At 51.7% G+C, this 17,636-nt stretch carries 11 protein-coding genes; 6 read left to right on the top strand and 5 right to left on the bottom strand.

Annotated features, from left to right (window positions below; genetic code table 11):
* Nucleotides 1-22 precede the first annotated feature (22 nt).
* Nucleotides 23-1,252: a restriction endonuclease subunit S gene (locus A7E48_RS06250; RefSeq protein WP_068170948.1), complete on the bottom strand. Its 1,230-nt coding sequence runs from the start codon at nt 1,250-1,252 to the stop codon at nt 23-25.
* Complete coding sequence (locus A7E48_RS06245) at nt 1,253-3,253, bottom strand: class I SAM-dependent DNA methyltransferase (protein ID WP_068170945.1); 2,001 nt, start codon at nt 3,251-3,253, stop codon at nt 1,253-1,255.
* Nucleotides 3,254-3,453: 200 nt separating this feature from the next.
* Between A7E48_RS06245 and A7E48_RS06240 the strand changes: the two genes are divergently transcribed.
* Nucleotides 3,454-4,341, top strand: coding sequence for a hypothetical protein (locus A7E48_RS06240; RefSeq protein WP_068170942.1), 888 nt, complete (start codon nt 3,454-3,456; stop codon nt 4,339-4,341).
* Nucleotides 4,342-4,640: 299 nt separating this feature from the next.
* A complete protein-coding gene (locus A7E48_RS06235) occupies nt 4,641-5,438 on the top strand; it encodes a carbon-nitrogen hydrolase family protein (protein ID WP_068170941.1) in 798 nt (265 codons plus the stop codon).
* Between the two features lie 54 nt (nt 5,439-5,492).
* On the opposite strand, the gene A7E48_RS06230 is transcribed toward A7E48_RS06235, so the two are convergent.
* The gene (locus A7E48_RS06230) at nt 5,493-6,515 is read right to left on the bottom strand and encodes a magnesium and cobalt transport protein CorA (protein WP_068170937.1); all 1,023 of its coding nucleotides are present in this window, start codon (nt 6,513-6,515) and stop codon (nt 5,493-5,495) included.
* A 125-nt stretch (nt 6,516-6,640) separates the two neighbouring features.
* On the opposite strand from A7E48_RS06230, the gene A7E48_RS06225 reads away from it, so the two are divergent.
* Together A7E48_RS06225 and A7E48_RS06220 are read left to right on the top strand one after the other, a co-directional pair.
* Nucleotides 6,641-7,837 (top strand): MFS transporter, encoded by a 1,197-nt coding sequence (locus A7E48_RS06225; RefSeq protein ID WP_083147238.1) that lies wholly within the window; start codon nt 6,641-6,643, stop codon nt 7,835-7,837.
* Nucleotides 7,838-7,896: 59 nt separating this feature from the next.
* Nucleotides 7,897-8,871: a glycosyltransferase family 2 protein gene (locus A7E48_RS06220; protein WP_068170934.1), complete on the top strand. Its 975-nt coding sequence runs from the start codon at nt 7,897-7,899 to the stop codon at nt 8,869-8,871.
* 43 nt (nt 8,872-8,914) lie between these two features.
* Here the strand turns inward: A7E48_RS06220 and A7E48_RS06215 are convergent, their stop codons facing one another.
* Nucleotides 8,915-11,269: a polysaccharide pyruvyl transferase family protein gene (locus A7E48_RS06215; protein WP_068170931.1), complete on the bottom strand. Its 2,355-nt coding sequence runs from the start codon at nt 11,267-11,269 to the stop codon at nt 8,915-8,917.
* Between the two features lie 120 nt (nt 11,270-11,389).
* On the opposite strand from A7E48_RS06215, the gene A7E48_RS06210 reads away from it, so the two are divergent.
* Nucleotides 11,390-11,599, top strand: coding sequence for a hypothetical protein (locus A7E48_RS06210; protein WP_068170929.1), 210 nt, complete (start codon nt 11,390-11,392; stop codon nt 11,597-11,599).
* A 141-nt stretch (nt 11,600-11,740) separates the two neighbouring features.
* Here the strand turns inward: A7E48_RS06210 and A7E48_RS06205 are convergent, their stop codons facing one another.
* Nucleotides 11,741-13,030, bottom strand: coding sequence for an adenylosuccinate synthase (locus A7E48_RS06205; protein ID WP_068170926.1), 1,290 nt, complete (start codon nt 13,028-13,030; stop codon nt 11,741-11,743).
* Between the two features lie 654 nt (nt 13,031-13,684).
* Here A7E48_RS06205 and A7E48_RS06200 point away from each other — a divergent pair.
* Nucleotides 13,685-17,584: a S8 family serine peptidase gene (locus A7E48_RS06200; protein WP_068170912.1), complete on the top strand. Its 3,900-nt coding sequence runs from the start codon at nt 13,685-13,687 to the stop codon at nt 17,582-17,584.
* Nucleotides 17,585-17,636: the final 52 nt, after the last annotated feature.

The raw sequence follows: 17,636 nt of genomic DNA, 5'->3' as shown, positions 1-17,636 counted from the left end.
TTGTTTAAGTGATAATACGTCATTATCTGCTACCACCTTGCTTTAGATTCTCTTTAATTATTATATTGTACTTTTCTTTATTTAAATGAATTGATTTTTTTAAAAGAGATACACTTTCCAGTGTATTACTTATTTCTTTTTTCAATATTTCTTCCACGCTGTTCTGCTTTGTGAAATTAGGGATCCAGAGAGTGGTTGAAGCTAAAGTTTCTTTATTTAGCTTTGGCATAGCGACTCTCTCAGAGTTAATATCTGCTGTATCTTGAAAATTCTTCGATAGAAAGTAGTACATTAAAAATTTGTTAGTTAGCCAATTTTCGTCAGCGCTTATTGCATACATATCTGCTGAACATAAACAGTTTTCTGGAGCAATCGTTGATTTCAACAAAGTTGGACGAATTTTTGAAAATAGCAACTGTCCTCTACGAGCTACATATTTTCCACTGTCTGCTCCTTGTTCTTTTGCTGTCTCGCTAGAGAGTATGCGCCCTGTACCTGTCTCAATATGGTTGGGAGCAATGAGAATCATAGATGCGTACGGCTCAACTCTAGGATCGACTTGACCACCGTTAATTGTGGTAACTCGTCCAACAGTGGTTCTCCTCCAAGAAATTCCATCTATGGTAATTTCACTTACTCCTGCTTGTTCTGCCAATTCTGCTGGTTGAACGTGATGGGAAATGCTTGCTTTAAGATGTTCGTGAAGAAGATTAAGAAGTTGATTTTGATCTGCAATAGAGGCCTCGATTTCGGCCAACTCGTGGTCAAGCTGGTCTGCGATTTTTTCTTGTTCTCTAAAAGAAGGAACAGGTAGTTTGATATCTTTGACAAACTGTTCGGAAACTCTTTTAAGCCCGCCGGCTCCAGTCATAGATGATTGAGCTTGATTCTTGAACAAAGGTGACTGTAATAAATAGGCTAGATATCGCTGGCTGATGCCGGGCTTAGGGCGAAGAACTGTTAGTTCTGTAGTGGCAAAGGACGGATCCTGTAAATCTGTGCCTATGATCCCTTTCCCATTTTCAAAACAAGGCGTGACCTTCGCATATGCTACATCTCTGGGTTCTAAATATGAGTATCCGCTGAGTAGTTTAGAAACTGGTTCATGGCTGATTGCTGTGTTTGGGGCCTTAAAATTGTTAATTGCTTCCATGGGGTAAAGAGGAAAACTTTCAGACGAATTTCTGACCGCATTTGGTGGTCCAGGATTGAAATCTGCTAAGTATCGTAACTTTATCCATTGGGCACTCATTTACTTCCCCAACCCTTCCAAACGCTCACGAATTCTGCCCAGCACCTCGTTAAGATCGCGGTCGATTTCCTCCAGGGAGCGCGGCGGCACATACTCATAGAAATGCCGCGTAAACGGAATCTCCGCACCCTCCTTCGTCTTCGACTCATCAATCCAAGCATCAGGAACAAACGGCTTCACTTCACGTTCTAGATACTCATGAATATCCTCGTCCCAAGGCACATTCTCCGTATCACGCAACGTCGAGTCGGCAACCGGCTTACCTGCCTTAACAACAGGGTCGGCTGTCTCATCACGAGCCGAAAGCTCGTCCGCTAACTTCTTTAGCGCGGCAGGTTTAACAATCGCGCCGGCAGAATCAAATACTTCTCGTAACTGCTTCTCAAACTCCAAGCGGTCAGTCTCTACTACACCGCCAGCCTCAACCACACGCTGCTCCAAAGCTGCGCGCAGTGCAGAGGCAACGGTGTCGTCCAACTTCAACTTAGCCAAATCGCGCGACGCCAACAATATCTCTACACGCTCCTGGGTAAACGCAAAATTCTGGCGCAACGGACGCTCCACCGTAATCGTGCGATACATAAACTCTTCACGAGCAAAAACCTTAGACCGCTTATCATCAGCAGACTCAAAAGCCTTAAAAAGCTGCGCAATCTCCTTGATATGATCCTCGCTCAACCTCTTGCGCTTAGAACCCACCGACTTGCGCATCTTCTCAAACATCTCAGTTGCATCAATCAACTGAACCTTATTGCGGCGCTCAACCTTCTTGCTCTTATTGAGCATCCAAATATAGGTAGAAATGCCGGTGTTATAGAACATATCCGTAGGCAAACCAATAATTGCCTCCAGATAATCATTATCCAAAACCCACTTGCGGATATTGCTCTCACCCGAACCGGCACCACCAGTAAACAAGGGCGAACCATTCAACACGATTGCACCGCGACCACCAGTATCAGCAACACCCTGCTTCGCACCTGAACTGGGCTCACGCAACTTAGAAATCAAATGCTGCAAAAACAACAGTGAACCATCAGAAACCCGGGGGAGACCCGCACCGAAACGGCCTGTGAAACCGGCAATCTTGTGCTCAGCTTCAACAGTTGCTTTAGCGCCCTTCCAATCCACACCAAAAGGAGGATTACTCAAACCATAATGAAAAGTGCGATTCTCAAACGCAGGATTAGTCAGGGTGTTACCCAGGGCGATATTCTCAATCGCCTGACCCTTCACCACCATATCCGCCTTACAAATAGCGTAAGACGCAGGATTAATCTCCTGACCCAACAGATTCACCTGGGCAGTATCGTTGAACTTCTTAATCTTTTCATCCGCCACAGACAACATGCCGCCGGTACCCGCCGTCGGATCATAAACATCCCGAGTAATATTCGGGCGCATCAAATCCTCTTCATCCGTGAGCAACAGAGTCACCATCAACTCAATCACTTCCCGAGGAGTAAAATGCTCACCGGCAGTCTCATTTGAAGCTTCCGCAAACTTACGAATGAGCTCCTCAAAGATATTGCCCATCTCCTCATTAGAGACGTTATCTGGGTGAAGATTAATTTTGCTGTAATGCTGAACCACCTGGAAGAGGAGGTCATGTTCAGCTAACTCAGCAATGGTGTCTTCAAACTTATACTTCTCGAAAATATCGCGCACGTTAGGCGAAAAAGAGTTGATGTAGGAGCGTAGGTTTTGCTCCAAAGTATCAGCATCACCCTTAATGGAGCTCAAAGTGTGCTTCGACGAGTTGTAAAAACTGTACTCATGCTTAGCTCGCGAGCGAAGCATAGCCAAAGGTACCTCGGCGTCCGCGTCGTAGCCAGAAATCGCGGTTAAAACAGCATCTTTAGTCGGTTCCAACACAGCGTCCAGACGGTACAAAACCGTGAACGGCAAAATGATGTCGCCGTACTGATGCTGCTTATAAGTACCTCTCAGCACATCAGCAACATTCCAAATGAACTGTGAATAATTCAGCGAACTCGCCATAGGGGAGGGAAACCTAACTCTCAGAAGTGCAAATACCTACCTCTAAATGTAGAACATACCGAGAGAATTCGGTGACTTTGAGGAGCGGTCGCTGCCGGGTCATAACCGATAAGCGAAATATTACAAGGTAGTTCGTAAAGATGGCTTATCTTGTCAGTGCCTATTTATACGATGAGCTCGTATTTTGAAAGGACCACGTTATGCAAGACCTCCTGAGCTCAGAGGCATTCAAGAATTTTACTAGCCTGTTCAACCCGCTTTTTACCGTTCTCATATCTGCTGTTGTCTCTATGTGGATTTCACGCCGAACTATTGAAAACACAAACGAGGCAACACCTCCGGCTTTAAAGCGGCTCGAAATCTCGGCAAATATTTACCACCAGGCTAAGAGCTCTGACGACTCTGAAGTACTAGTAGAACATCTATTAGAGGATTACAACTATGCGGCAGACGCTGCCCGATGGGAGAAAGAAGTCCTGAAAGAAACTCCTTATCAGAGCGAGATTCAGAAGAATCTTCTTAAGGTTCCCTACGCTGCAGTGATGAAACAGAGGATAACTCATATGCCGTATTTTGGACCTTCGCTTTTTCTCGAAGGATTGTTTGCTCTCCTGAACTTCACACTGTATATTTTTGGACCACTCATGCTCTTAGAAATCAGCTGGATGGCTTTTTATCAGCAGATTTCATTATTTGTTTTCCTTGTACTTCTAGTCGTTATCCTAATGCTTCTTGTACTCCCGCCATTCCTACGGTCAGGAATGAGTAAAAATTTCAAGATGTATGAAGCCCAACAAGAATACGTGCGAATCCTCAGTAGTTGTTTCCATCGTGAAGTAGCGGTAGAGGAAAATGATGGAATGCGGCAACGCCGCCTAGAAGCCGCGATATTAAACCCGGAGGTAAGAAGAACTTGCAACTTTCGCAGACTCCAAGCCTCATCCAACGGGGATTCTTTTATAGACCTCTTCAAAAATCTATGCGTCTGTCTATGCGTAATGTATGTGCGCTTCATGAAGCTTTGTAACTTCGAGAAACCTCTCCGCACACTTGCAGGACCATCGCCGTATGTCGCTCCTGGGGCATAGTGTCCTTCGGTTTTTGCTGGATTAGGTTTGTACCAGATAGCGCACACAGTACTGGGAAATGTTCTGGTACCTCGTGCGCTATCTAGTGCAAACGGATTGTTTTAGAGAAGAAGGATGTCCGGCACAGTATGTCGCCGCGTGGCTGCCCGGCAAGCTGACCCAAAAGTACACTCAAAGGGTTGAATGCTCACCGAACAAGATGAGCATTCAACGCTTTTTGTGTACTAAATTTGAGCGTTTCAGGCACAACCCCCGCCGGCATCCTGTAGATTTCTAACTAAGCAACCGAGGAGGACCCCATGAAAATCGCACTCGCTCAAATCGGCAGCGGTGAAGACGTCGCCGCTAACCTGCAAAAAGTCACCGACTTCGTGCGCGAGAGCGCCCAGAAGCAGGCTGACCTGGTGGTATTTCCTGAGGCGACCATGTCCGCATTCGGCACCGACATCTTCAGCGCCGCGTCCGAGCACTCTGACCACTGGCAAAAAAGCCTGGCAAATCTCGCCCACGAGCATGACATCACCATCGTGGTAGGCGAATTCGAACCAGCGGGGGAGCGAGTTCGCAACGTCGCTGGAATCTACAGCCCCAACGGCACACGCGACTCCTACGCCAAAATGCACCTCTACGATGCCTTCGGCTACTCCGAATCAGACACCGTCGAAGCCGGCGAAGAACTCTGTACCTTCAAAGTAGGAAACGTAACGGTTGGCGTTGCCATCTGCTACGACATCCGATTCCCCAAACTCTTCGCAGAACTCTCCCGCGCCGGTGCACAAGTTATCGTCGTGCCCACCTCCTGGGCAGCCGGACCCACCAAAAAACAACAGTGGCAGGTTCTCACCCGCGCTCGTGCACTGGATTCCAACTGCTTCGTAGTCGGCGTCGATCAAGCGAACCCCGTAGTCGGTGGCCCCGACGTCGAAACGGAAGCACCCACCGGAGTTGGCCTTAGCGTGGTGGCAGATCCTTTCGGGCAACCCCTCATTGAACTAGGCGAAGGCGAAGACCTCAAAGTGGTTCGTTTGGATCTCGATATCATCGAAAAGGCCGAGCAAGCAGTGCCTGTCCTGAAAAACGCGAAGCTGGGGTACTAGAGGTTAGTCGGTCGATGCCGTATCTTCGGCAAGCCGCGTCTCTCACACGCTTCGCTACATCCAGTTTTTTCTTTTAAATACTAGGTAGAGGATTGTAGACACCGCCACCATCAACAAAAGCGAAGCGGGATACCCCCACGGCCATTGTAGTTCAGGCATATTTTCGAAATTCATGCCGTAGATGGATCCGATAATCGTCGGTGCTACCAAAATCGCAGCCCACGCTGAAATGCGTTTCATGTCGTCATTTTGCTGCTCGGCCACCAGAATGCTGTTCACTTCAAGAGCGTTCTGCAAAGTGCTCCGTAAGTCATCAATACGATCATTAATTTGAATCGCGTGGTCCTTAACATCTCGGAACTGACGCACATCATGAATAGCTTCTTGCTTATCTTCAGGGTTATCAGTATCAGCCGTCGCGCGAATCCGCTCCATTAGAGTATCGAGCATCCCAAGCAGCGGTTTACAAGCGCGCTTAAAATCGGAAATCTCGTTGAGTAGCGCGTAAATACGCTGGGAGACGCCGGCGGTATCGGTGGGCATAGGAGAGAAAAGGGCGTCCTCAATCTCGTCACTATCATTCTCCAGCCCTTCAACTACAGGGAAATAACGGTCTACTACCGAATCAAGAGCGGCGTGAACCATATCCCACGGGGTCTTAAGGTTCTCCATCTTGGAGGCGATATCTTCCAATAACGTTTTAACATTTGACTCTTTACGCAGATAATCTTTCACGATAGCCACCATGAAATTTTCACCCATGAAAAGGTGAATCTCGCCAAAGTGAATTTCTTCCTCTTTGTCTAAATACACTGCAGGTCTTAGCACCAGGAAATAAGTATGACCGTAGCGGTCAAGTTTAGCCCGCTGGTGACCTTCGGTGGAATCTTCTACTGCTAACTCATTCATGCCGAAATGGGAAGTGAGAGCGTGCATATCGTCATTTGTAGGGTCGCTAATACCTACAAATGCGTTAACGTCGTTGCGCTCTTTGAGAGCGGCATACGTTTCGTCCAAAGTTTTTGATTCAGTGGAGGAACCGTCATGATAGTTGAGCGTGTTTACAAGAATCGGCATGAGGTTAATATTAACCCGCGTGCTATGGGCGACTGGTAATCTGGTGCGGTGATGTGCGCACATTCCGCAGAATTTATGGGGGCGGTGCCGCGCCGGTGTCTATGAAGGTTTCGTAAGGAGAGCGTGTGCAGCAAAAAGTTATTCAGATGCCGGGCATGATCTCTATTATCGCTACCTTCGCGGCGGTTATTTCGAGCCTTTCGTTGCTGTTGCCGGCGTCCCCTGCATGGGTAGCTTCCGGTGGTGCCGGAGCGATGGGCGCAGGAACTGTGACGGCGGCGCTGATGGCGGTAACTGTTGCTACGCAACTTTTCGCGGTTCGCCCGGCTCTTGCTCGGTTTGGTTGGCAAAAGACTCTGGTGGCTGGAACGCTTTTCATGGGGTTGGGTTCGCCCCTTCAAGCGATTTCCCCTGACCTTCCGTTAGCACTAGTCAGCTCGGCTTTGCGCGGCGTGGGCTTCGGTATCGTGACGGTGTGTGGCTCTATGGCACTGTCTCTTTTAATCCCTGCCGAACGACGCGGGCAGGCAGTTGGGCTTTACGGTCTAGCTGCTGCCGTTCCGCAGATGATTCTTACTCCTCTTGCTCCTTGGCTCATTGAGGTACTGGGGTTTCGCCCGGTGTTGTGCCTGGGTTTGATTGCGGTTTTGGGCGCGCCCTTCGCCTGGCATCTGGGTAAATTGGTGGACGCTCGGACGGCGCAAGCCCCCGCCTCTGCATCCCAGCAGGGGGCAGGTGCCGGTTCAGTTTTGCGTATTATCTGGCCTGCTCTGCTCACTCTGACCCTGATTACCGCAGCGGGCGGGGCGTTCATGACGTTCGCTATAGATATTGCCCCCTCCGCGCTCGTCGCCTCGATTGCCCTCCTTGTTCTGACGATTACTGCCGCACCCACACGCTTTTGGGGCGGTTCCCTATCGGATCGTTTCGGTACCCGAGTGCTCATGACCCCGGTTCTGGCTCTTTCTGCGGTGGGCGCCGTCCTTATTGGGTTTTCCGCCGCTGGCGCCGAGGGCAACACACGATCCATACTGCTTCTGCTTGGCGTGCTATTGGTCGGTGCGGGCTACGGCTTTTTGCAGTCGGTGACGATGGTCCGCGCGCTCAACGACGCCGGCCCGGCGCATAACGCCCGCGCTTCTGTGGCATGGAACGCGAACTTCGATTTGGGCACTGGCTTGGGCGGGCTAGCGTTAGGCACGCTAGCACAAGCCGGTGGTTTCCCCGGCGCATGGTGGATCTGGGCAGGACTAATGGCGGTCTCTGTTGCCGTGATGGGCGCCCGCGATGCTCGCGAATTCCGACACCACTCACCCAAGTAGACCTTCCTCTTTCACGATAGAGTTTTAAAGAAATCTCAACTGACCCCGGGAAGAAGAACATGCAAGATTCTGTAGCAGTTATCGTTCGCACTAAAGACCGTCCGCGGTTTCTAGAACGCGCCCTGGCGAACATTGCCGAGCAGACTTTCGCGCGAGTACATACCGTGGTGGTCAATGACGGCGGGGACACTGCTACCGTCGACCGTCTGATTGAGGCCTCTGCGCTTTCAAACGTTCAGGTTATCCACCACGAGATTAGTCGAGGAATGGAAGCCGCTTCTAATGTTGGCATTCGCGCCTGCGCATCGGAATTCATTGCAATCCATGACGACGACGACCTCTGGGAACCCACCTTCCTCGAAAAAACTGTGGCGGCGCTGGAAGAGAACGACGACGTCATGGTAGTCGTGCGCACCGACGAATACTTCGAAAAAATCACCGAATCGGGCTTCGAATTCGTAGAATCACGCCCCTTCTGGGAAAACCTACAGGGCATGAACGTGGTTGATTTCTTCCGCATTAACCGCGCAGTACCGATTGGCATTCTTTACCGCCGCCGTCTGCTCGATGAAATCGGCTACTACAACGAAACCCTACCGGTGGTCGGTGACTGGGAGTTCAACGTGCGCGTTGCTTCCAAACATAAGGTTCTGTTTCTTCACGAGAACCTTGCCCACTGGTCCAAGCGTTTGAACGCTACTGGAACCGACTCCAATAGCGTGTACGCGGCGGCGCAAGAACACAAATTCTTTGACGCGCGAGTACGAAGCGACGCGGTTCGGGAGCACCTCGCCCAAGGCGGGCATCTGGCTCCTTATCTTTACAACGCGCACTTGGCGAATGAGGTCCAGGAAGCGGTTCACCACAGCCACGAGTTGCTCCTCGACGTCCTGAATCGGTTAGAACGAATCGAAGCTACCCAACGCGAACAAGCTGCGCGCTTAGAACGAGTTGAACGGGCGCTAAGCGTACGGGGGCGAGCTCGTACCATCAGCACTAAACTACAGCGGTTGGCACAGCGAAGAGAAAAATAAAATTACTTCTTCAGTAATTGTTTTTATCTCTGGTGCAGCATGGTTATGAACTGCGCTTCATCAGAAGGGGTGTAGGGACTTGGCGGAGGAGCTTGTATTTCAAGAAACCAGCCACCGCCCCTAGTGCGTACCCTCCTTCAGAAAAAGTCTTGAGGCGACTCTGCGCGTCCTTGTATTTGAAGAGCCGGTAAGGCGTTTTTGCTAACACAAACCCCTGTTTGAGCAGGGAAATGTCCCTCTGCACCTGTTCGGGGTAGCGCACTGTTACGAGTACATCGTTGAGAGCGTAGAAATAATTTCTGCGGAATTGCTTGCGGGGAGACTGCGAAATTCGATAAAGGACGGCGGCGCCGTAGGATTCAACCTGTTGCATACCCGCTTTGCGGGCTCGTGCCCAAAAGTCCCAGTCGTCGCTGCCACGTTTATAGGATGAATCGAATCCTCCCAGCGCAAGGAGATCATGTTTTCTGGCACCGAAAGATGCTCCACCCACAAAGAAATGAACCTCAATTTTTTCGTGGGGATTGGGTTCCTGGATAAAGAGATTTTGCCATTTGGGCTGGGTAAAGAGCTGGTAGATTTCAGGGTTTTCTAGGGATAAGTCCCCGGTATCTGCAACATTGAGGTATTGACCCAGCACGTAAGAATTCGGGTGATTCTTGAGTGTGGTGTAGAGCGAGCGAACCCAATCTTCACAGACGAAATCGTCGGCATCGCAAATAAGAATAAAGTCGGTTTGCGCCTCCTCGATACCTACGTTGCGGGCGTAGGAGACGTTCTGAATTTCTGAGGAATCGACTATACGCACATTGAGCCGATCCCTGAATCCATCAACTACTGCACCCAGCGCATCGGTACTTCCGTTATCGCTGATGATGACTTCAAAAGCGGGGGCGCTTACCTGACGGCTCAGGCATTCTAGCTGGTGCCCTATGACGTCGGCGGCGTTGAGGGTAGGTATGACGACGCTCGCCAAGGGAGCATCGGTGAGGTTCTGTTTGACCGCCCGGCGGATTTCATCGCTGATGGGCTCCATCCTGTCGCGGCGGTTCTGATAGTCCCTTTCCCATGACTGCTCGCGGTCTTGGTCGGCGTAGCCTTGTGCGATTTCTAAAGAACGGCGGTAGATGCGATTCCGCTGTTCCGCAGTAACGGGGGCCCAGCTCTGCGGCGTCAAAGAAACAGCTGGCGCGAGGGCTGGCAGTTTGTTTTGTAGGTCGGCAGAACCTGTCAGGGCTTGTTCTACGGCGTTCCACCATGCTTCAGAGAAAGAACGTAGCTGAGAGGTTCGCTGAAAAAGGGTCGACGAAATGTCGTCGTGCCAGCGAATTATTTCGTCCAGCGCAGAGGAATAGACGGTAGCATCGGCGGAATCGAGAGGGATCGTGTAGTTCTCCGCCCCGTAGTGGGACATCATTCCTCTCAGGCGCATATCGGTAAAGGCATCTGGAATCAGCCCTATAAATGGGACGCCTGATGAGAGAGAAAATACGCCGGGGTGGTATCTGTTAGCTATCGCAACATAAGCGTTGCGGTGAATCGAAACAGCCGCATCAGCATGGAGGATGGGGAGCACGATTGGTTTTGAATTCATCTGACGGGCGATAGCCGCATGGACGAGGTAGTCTTCATCTTTCCTGCCAGGGGTGCCCTTGTGGGGAACAAAAACCGTACGAAGATGATGGACCTTATAGGCTTCATCGAGTGCCTTCGCCACATGCTGAATCTGCTCGTTATCTAACCCCACGAAGGTAGCGCAAATATATTGATCGGGGAGGTGCGGGACTGTTTCTCCGGGTAGCTGCCTGTGTTCGGAGACGTAGAAAGTGGCGTCATCAATCATGTGATGAGCAGGAACATTATGGTCTTGAGTCCACTGGTAGGAGCTAATCTCCCTTACGCCTACCAGGCGGGATGCCGAAAGTAACTCCTGAAGAATCTCGGAGTCTTTATCTGTGAGCACAGGGCCAAGGGACTGACCAGAGATAACGAGGGGGATGTCGAAGGTTTGAGCAATGAGCCCATAGGCGGCTCGCTCGTAAAGTAACCACCCGTAGGTTGAATTCATGTTTCCGCCGCCAGCAATGAGAATGCCATCTATTTCAGCCATCGCCTGGGTGAATTCTTCTATTTCAGGGCGGGCTGGTTGCCCTAGAAGGTGTTGGCGGACTTCTTCTAGATATTGTTCTCGTTCGGCAGGGGAGCTGGGAAATTCTAGGGTGTGGATATAGCCGTGAGCCACCCCAATATTGTGTTCAGAGTGTTTTAGGTTCGTGGTTCCTATATGGACCTCAAAACCGCGGTCAACGAGCTGGGTGGCTGCGGTGATGCCCATAGCTTCGTCGCCTACATGGTAATTTTCTCTGCCTAGATCTGCGAGAACGAGGATGCGTGGCAAGTGAAAATTCCCCCCCAAAGTAGTGACATGATGAGCTCTTCGGGTGATTTTACCTGACCTATCCGAAGGAAGGGGTAAGGGGGGGCGGACCTAGCCCATAGTTTTGGCTAGACTGAAACTATGAATCCTCTACTACCTACGGGCTGGGAACTCTTCATCACTGTGGTCGGAATTATCCATGTGGTCCTTTTGCTTGCGGTAATTTTTCGGGTGGGGTTCGACAAATGGCTCGCTCCCGAACACAAAATCTTCCTGCTGATTATTTCGTTGCTGGTACCGATTATCGGTCCGGCGATGAGCCTGCTTGTTACCTTCCGCACCAACAAGTAGCTATTCGCCGGCGGCGCCGTCGTCTTTCTGTCCTTAAAAAGTTTTGTGCCTCAAAAGCAAAATTTATGAACCCTAGGGTGTATAAATTTTGCCTTTGAGGCACATTTTTGTCCGGGACGCCGGGACGCCGGGACGCCGCGTCTAGTCTTCGATCAGGTCGCGTACCACGATGGTCTGCTCACGACCGGGACCCACACCGATTGCTGAAATACGGCAACCGGACAGCTCCTCGAGCTTCTCCACGTAGAGACGCGCGTTCTGAGGCAAATCGTCCAGCGACTTTGCTTCGGTGATGTCCTCGGTCCACCCGTCAAAGTACTCAAAGATAGGCTTGGCGTGGTGGAACTCGGTCTGAGTCATGGGCATTTCGTCCTGACGCACCCCGTCCACATCGTAAGCAACGCACACGGGAATTTTCTCTAACCCGGTGAGGACGTCCAGCTTGGTAATGAACAAATCGGTAAAACCGTTGATGCGTACAGCCTGGCGCGCCAGCACGGCGTCGTACCAACCGCAACGGCGCGGACGCCCGGTATTCACACCGAACTCGCCACCTGTCTTCTGCAGAAAATCGCCCATCTCGTCAAAGAGCTCAGTAGGGAAGGGGCCAGCACCCACGCGGGTGGTGTACGCCTTCTGAATACCGATTACACGCGAAATACGGGTCGGACCAACGCCTGAGCCAACGGATGCTCCACCTGCCGTCGGGTTCGACGACGTCACGAAGGGGTAAGTGCCGTGGTCGACGTCGAGGAAGGTCGCCTGACCACCCTCCATCAACAAGGTTTTACCCTCGTCCAGCGCGTTGTTGAGAAGCTGGGTTGATTCAACAATCATGGGCTTGAGACGCTCGGCGAAGCCCATGAAGTATTCAACGATTTCTTCTACTTCAACGTGGCGGCGGTTGTAGACCTTCACCAAAAGTTCGTTCTTTTGGCGCAGTGAACCTTCGACTTTTTGGCGCAGGATGGATTCATCCAGAATGTCCTGAACACGAATACCCAGACGCGCTACCTTGTCCTGGTAAGTGGGGCCGATACCCCGCCCGGTGGTGCCGATGGCGCGCTTGCCGAGAAAGCGTTCGGTGACCTTATCCATGGTCTGGTGGTAAGGGGCCACCAGGTGAGCATTTGCTGAAATTTTAAGTTTTGAGGTATCCGCCCCGCGCGCTTCCAAGCCGTCAATTTCTTCAAAGAGGGCCTCGGGGTTTACTACTACGCCGTTGCCAATAACGGGAACGGCGTTAGGGGAGAGGATGCCAGCGGGAAGCAGCTTGAGCTCGAACTTCTGACCGTTCACGACGACGGTGTGACCGGCGTTGTTGCCACCGTTAGGTTTGACGACGTAGTCAACTCGACCGCCGAGGAGGTCAGTTGCTTTTCCTTTTCCTTCGTCGCCCCACTGGGCTCCGACAATCACAATCGCTGGCATGAAAATTTACTCCTTATGAGCGCGTACACCCGCCGGATTTCACGGAGGTGCGGTGGGTTTTGGCTAATTTAGGCAAAAAACACCAAGTTCAAGGATACTCTGTCTGGTTAGGTGTGGCACAGTGCTATTCAAAATATTGGACGGCGCCAAAACTTATTGGTTCTCGAATGGCTCGTTTGACTGATTGCTTCTGTGTACTCCTGCGCCGGGCTGGCCGGGCAACCCTGGCAGTCGATTTACGCAGTAACACCGGTAATAAGCGGAAATATTAGAAATTAGTTGTGTCTCAAGACACATTTTTGGGGATTGTGGGGTGTAATAGTTTCACGCATTGCCCCAGTAAAACGTAGTATGTGGCATGAAAGTCGGTATTTACACTAGTCAGATACATTTTTGATGGGGTGTGAATGCCGGACTTAGGGCTTATCTCAAGGCTGGGGTATAGCGTGTGCCGTCGAACACGACTTGCGAGTTTTGTGAAGCGAAGCGAGCAATGTTTGAGCTGGAGCGTTCTGGCGACACAAAGCTAATTCCTCCCTTTGGAAGCAAATCCTTATTCTGATTTCTCCCCCAGAAATCGTTAGAGCACTCGCATTTCTAGAGGGTTCTGTGGTTACACACTCCACGGTTTTCACACTGTACAAGGAACCCTATATGACAAAATTTCATTATTTTTCGCACCGGGCGGGCAAGGCTGTTTTGGCTAGCTCGCTCGGTATTGCGCTAGCTTTTTCGCTGGGCGCACCTGTGTATGCTGCGACTGACCCTGATATGTATCAGGGCTCGTCGGCGCATCGCGATAAAACGCTGACAGCGTCAATGCGCAATGCAGAAGGCACTGTTTCTTCGTTCGTCCAGTTCAAGGGCCCCGGTGCCTTTGAGGCGACTCAGCCATCGGGCGTGCGCACTGGGCAGCAGGATCCGGTTAAGGCTGTGGCTGCGGTTAAAGCTGTTCAGGCAGATGTTGAGGGTAAGGCTGCTTCAGTTGCTTCGGAGACCAACGGGCAGGTTCTTTACACTGCCCATAATGCATTGCGCGGTGTGGCACTGACTGCCGACGCCGAGGCATTGCGTAATCTGGCGAAGCGCTCGGACGTCGTCAAAATTTCGCGGATCGTACCTAAAGAACGCTTTAACGCTGCTACCGATGTTGATACCGCTGCTCTTGCCAGCTGGACCAATGCGGGTAAAACCGGCAAGGGTGTTCGCATCGCTGTGGTGGATTCTGGCTTGGATTACACGCACGCTGATTTTGGTGGCCCCGGCACTCAAGAAGGTTACGAAAAAGCCAAGTCTTCTACTGATATTCCTTCCAAGGAATCAGGCCTTTATGACCCCGCTAAATTTGTAGGTGGCTACGATTTCGCTGGCGATAATTATGACGCAGGCGGCGAGTTCGGTAGCGAGATTCCTCAGCCTGACTCTAACCCCCTTGATTGTCGCGAAGGTGGTCACGGTACGCACGTGGCTGGTTCTGCTGCAGGTTTTGGTGTGGACGAAAACGGAAAAACATTCCGTGGCGATTACACCAAGCTCTCTGCTGAAGACGTCAAGAAAATGAAGATCGGCCCCGGTTCGGCACCGCAAGCAGAGCTCATCAGCATGCGCGTCTTCGGCTGCGAAGGCACCACCAATGTGACCGGCGAAGCACTAGACCGCACGCTGGATCCTAATGGCGACGGCGATTTTTCAGACCGCGCGAACATCGTGAACCTTTCGCTGGGTTCTGATTTCGGACCGATTGATGACCCTGAAAATGACATTGTCAACGCGCTGAACCGTCAGGGCATTCTCTCGGTTATCGCTGCAGGTAACGCCAACGGCTACGGCGGTGTGGGAGATACTTACTCCAACCTGGGTAACCCGGCGAATACTGTCTCGGCTCTAACCGTGGCTAACTCGATTGGCTCAAACTACTTTGTTGACCAGGCAGAGATTACCGCTCCTGAATCCATCAAGGGTAGGGTCACCGGTGATTATTCCCGCGACTTCAACTACGCGGCAGCATCAGACAAACAGCTTTCGGGTACTGTGGTGGCGGCTCCTGAAGAAAACAAGTACGCCTGTGAAGTATTCCCCGCTGGCACTGATTTCGGCGGCAAATGGGTTCTGATTGACTGGTATGACGGCCCCGGATCCTTCCCCTGCGGTTCCAAAAAGCGTTTCGACAACATTGAAGCAGCGGGCGGCAAGGGCGTCGTCCTTACCTCTAACGTGATGATGGAAGACGGCGGCATTGCCGGTAATGAGACCATCCCCGGTACTCGCCTCAACGCCGAAGACTCCGCCAAGGTTCGCAAAGCGACCGAAAACGGTGGAACTTTCGACATTACCTTGAGGAACGAATGGATTGAATCAGTCTCCAAGCCCACTAACGCTTTGGATACCCTCAATTCGTCATCCGCTCGCGGTCAGCACGGCTCCAACGGCTTTGTTAAGCCCGACGTCGCTGCCCCCGGCACGAACATCATGTCCGCTGGTGTAGGCAAGGGCAACGGAGGAACCGTAATGACCGGTACCTCCATGTCTACCCCTCACGTAGCTGGCGTTGCCGCTCTGGTTTTGCAGGCGCATCAGAACTACTCACCTGCCAATATCAAGGCAGCGATTATGAATACCGCAACCCGCGACGTTAAAACTGCAGATGGTGCAACCTATGCTGTGGACCGTGTGGGTACCGGTCGTATTGATGCGCAGGCTGCTGTTAATACCAATGTTTTGGTGTACAACACCGATAACCCCAATGAGGTTTCTGACTCCTTCGGCGTTGTAGAAGCAAAGCCTGGCGATCCTCAGCTCGTGCTCAAGCGCAAGTTCACCGTGGATAACTTCGATTCAGCGGCGCACACCTATAATCTTTCCTACGATTCGTCGGTCATGATGCCCGGTGTGAGCATTACCGTTGACCCCATGGTTTCTGTGGGAGTCGGTAAGAAGGCTGAATTTACCGTTACCGCCACCGTTGACCCTTCGGCCCTTCAAAAGACTGCAGACCCCGCCCTGGAGCTTATACAGCTGAATCAGGCCCGCCAGTTTATCGCTCAGGAATCTGGACGCATCAAGCTGACTGAGGCTAAAACCGAACTGCGAGTTCCTGTGCAGATTGCGCCTAAGCCTGTTTCCGATATGAGCGCCAAGGTTGATGCCGCTGAACTGGCAAAGAACGGTACTACCGCGCCGGTAACTCTCAGCGGAACCGAACTCAACCAGGGCGGTTATACCGGTATGCTCGGTGCTTTTGAACTGGGTGCTAAGAGTGATCGCATGAAGAGCACCTCGCTACCCATCCCTTCACTGCAGCAAATTGACTTGCAGTATGTTGGTGCAAGCTCTGACGCACCGATACTTGCTGCCGCAGGGAAAGATACTTCTGATGCCATGCTCGGCTTCGGCATCTCCACCTGGGCTAACTGGGATGTGTTGAGCTGGGCTTATGCCACCGAGGTTTCTATTGACGTCGACGCCAACCAGCGCCCCGACTTTTTCCTCACCGTAGACCGTGTGGAGGGCTTCGATATGCCTTTGGCGGTTCTGCGTGGATTCGTCAACGGTGAACCTACCGTGCTATCTATGCAACCCATCAATGGTGCGCTGGGAGATATCGATACCAACCTCATGGACTCCAACACCATGGTGCTGCCGGTGTTGCTTGCTGACTTGGGTATCACCGCTGATAACGCGGATAAGGTCAGCTACAAGGTAGACACTTACTCTTGGTATGTGGAAGGCGCAACCGACTCTACTGACTGGATCAAGTACAACCCCCTCAAACCCGCTGTCTGGTTTGACGGCGCTGAGCCTGCCACCGACGTCCTGTATAAGGATTCAGCGGCTACCAAGCTCAAGATTCACCGTGACTCCTCCAAGGACGCTGCTGCGCTGTTCCTGCATATGCACAACGGTACCGGCGATCTTGCTGGAATCAAGAAGGGTGAAGACGGCGGCAGGGCTCAGGTTGTTGAACTAGCGGCAGCTACTCCTTCTCAGCCCACCAAGCCGGTCACCAACCCGCGCTTCACCGATGTACCTGCGGACTACCCGTTCTACAACGAAATCGCCTGGTTGGCTACCAAGGGAATTACTACCGGATACCCCGATGGTACGTTCCGCCCCCAGGAGAATGTTCAACGTGGAGCCATGGCGGCGTTCTTCTACCGCCTAGCTGGTTCACCTGCTTACACCGCGCCGGCTGTTTCTCCTTTCAAGGATGTTCCTACCACCCACCCGTTCTACAAAGAAATCGCGTGGATGAAGGAACAGGGAATCACCACCGGCTTTGCCGACGGTACGTTCCGTCCGCAAGATGACGTGAACCGTGATGCCATGGCGGCGTTCTTCTACCGCATGGCTGGCTCACCGGAGTACACCGCACCGAGCAAGGCACGATTCTCCGACGTCCCCGTCAACAGCCAGTTCTATAAAGAAGTTTCTTGGCTGGCGTCGGTCGGTGTGACCAACGGTTGGGACGACGGCACGTTCCGCCCGGTTTCTCCTATTCACCGCGATGCGATGGCTGCGTTCATCTATCGTTATGACAAGAATGTTCAGCACTAAGTTGAGCTAAATATTTCACTGGCAAGAAACCCGCGGCCCCGAATCGTCTTCG

This window comes from Rothia sp. ND6WE1A (assembly GCF_001683935.1).
In the GTDB taxonomy this organism is placed as follows: domain Bacteria; phylum Actinomycetota; class Actinomycetes; order Actinomycetales; family Micrococcaceae; genus Rothia; species Rothia amarae.
The sequence above is the reverse complement of the archived record's forward strand: the minus strand, read 5'-3'. Positions and strand labels throughout refer to the sequence as shown.